The sequence below is a fragment of the Actinospica sp. genome (assembly GCF_035552695.1).
In the GTDB taxonomy this organism is placed as follows: Bacteria; Actinomycetota; Actinomycetes; order Streptomycetales; family Catenulisporaceae; genus Actinospica.
Genome location: NZ_DASZKT010000080.1, coordinates 1 through 1,559, shown reverse-complemented (window position 1 = coordinate 1,559; position 1,559 = coordinate 1). Strand labels below are relative to the sequence as shown.

Genomic DNA, 1,559 nt, shown 5'->3' with positions numbered 1-1,559 from the left:
CGCGTGCTTGGACACACCGTACGGCCCGAGGATTCCCGCGAACACGCCGAAGATCGACGACGTGTTCACCAGGTGCCCGGCGTCCTGCTCGAGGAGCACCGGCATGAACGTCCTGACGCCGTTCATGATGCCTTCCAGGTTCACCCCGAGCACCCAGTCCCACTCGCCTGGCGGGCATTCCCACAGCGGCCCGTGCGGCCCGCCGACCCCCGCGTTGTTGCAGACCACGTGCACCGCGCCGAACGCGGAAAGCGCCGCGTCCCGTAGCGCGTCGACCGCCGCGCGGTCCGAGACGTCGGTGCGGACGGGAAGCACGGACGCGCCCGCTCCGGCGATTTCGGCCGCCGACTTCGCCAGTGCGGGCTCCTCGACGTCGGCCATGACGACGTGCATGCCCTCGGCGGCGAACCGCTCGGAAAGCCCCAGCCCGATGCCGCTTGCCGCCCCGGTGACGACCGCGACCCGGCCGGGGCCGAGCGGACTGGGCGCAGTGAGATGGGGAGAACCGTCGCCTGGCGCGTCGTTGACAGTCATGCCCGGAGCCTAGCCCGCGGCGGGCGACCGGAGAACCTACGGCGTGGGGCCAGTCTGCTGGTTAGTGGGCTGGCCACCATTGAAGTGCATGAGGGCTATGGCCGCGGTCGCAATGGTCAGCCAGCGGGTCAGCGAGTTGCGCGGCAGCAGCGCGAGGGTGACCCAGGCGACCGCCGAGTACCAGGGCAGCTGCCACGGCGAGACGACCATCCACGCGAGCGTGAGCGCGCAGGTGGCGGCCAGAACGGTTGGCACGTCGGGTGAGAGCCGGTTGTACAGGTACCAGGCGAGCAGCAGCACCAGCGGCATCCAGATGAACCCGAACGCGTTGGTCACCGTCGCCTCGGCGTGGTCGCCGTAGTAGTGCTGCACGGTGACCTGGACCAGCCGCCAGATCGTCGGGGAGATGACCAGCTTGGAGTCGGCGAAGGCGAGCCCGAGCGCGCCAAGCCCGTAGGTGAAGATGTACAGGCCGAACGTCGTCACCCCGGCCACCACGGCGGTTCGCGCCAGCCGCGCCCAGGCGCGGTCGTGGATCAGCGGGATCGCGATGGCGACCGCGACGAACGCCGCGGTGATCTTGATGCCGCCCGCGAAGCCGACGAGCAACCCGACGGCCAGGTCATGCCACGGTCGCGTGCAGCGCCGCGACAAGACGACCGCCGCGATGGCGAACAGCGAGAGGAAAGCGTCCAGGTGCCCGCCGATGACCAGTTCAAAGATCAGCAGCGGGTTGGCCACCCACAGCAGGACGGCGCGCACCGGGTTCTCCGCTGTCCGCAGCAGGATGTACCCGGCGGCGAGGAACGAGGCGCCCATCAAGATCATCAGCATCCAGATGGTGAGCCACGGCTTGGGCCCGCCGATCCAGGCCGCGAGCAGGTGCGTCCAGGTCGCCTCCGGCCCGTACACCGAGGGGGTGTTCTGCCATTTGACGCCGACGATCTCCGTGTACGGGTTGAGCCTTCCGCCAGGCAGCCTGAGCGGGGTGAACGTGTACGGGTTCTGGCCGAGCGCGGCGATCC

The 1,559-nt window shown here is 69.7% G+C and carries 1 protein-coding gene and 1 pseudogene; both read right to left on the bottom strand.

Annotation, left to right across the window (positions count from 1 at the left end):
* Positions 1-534, bottom strand: a 534-nt coding sequence (locus VG296_RS10715; protein WP_325565490.1) for an SDR family NAD(P)-dependent oxidoreductase, incomplete at its 3' end; no start/stop codon positions are given.
* 36 nt (positions 535-570) lie between these two features.
* A pseudogene (locus VG296_RS10710) lies at positions 571-1,559 on the bottom strand (hypothetical protein); the annotation flags it as partial.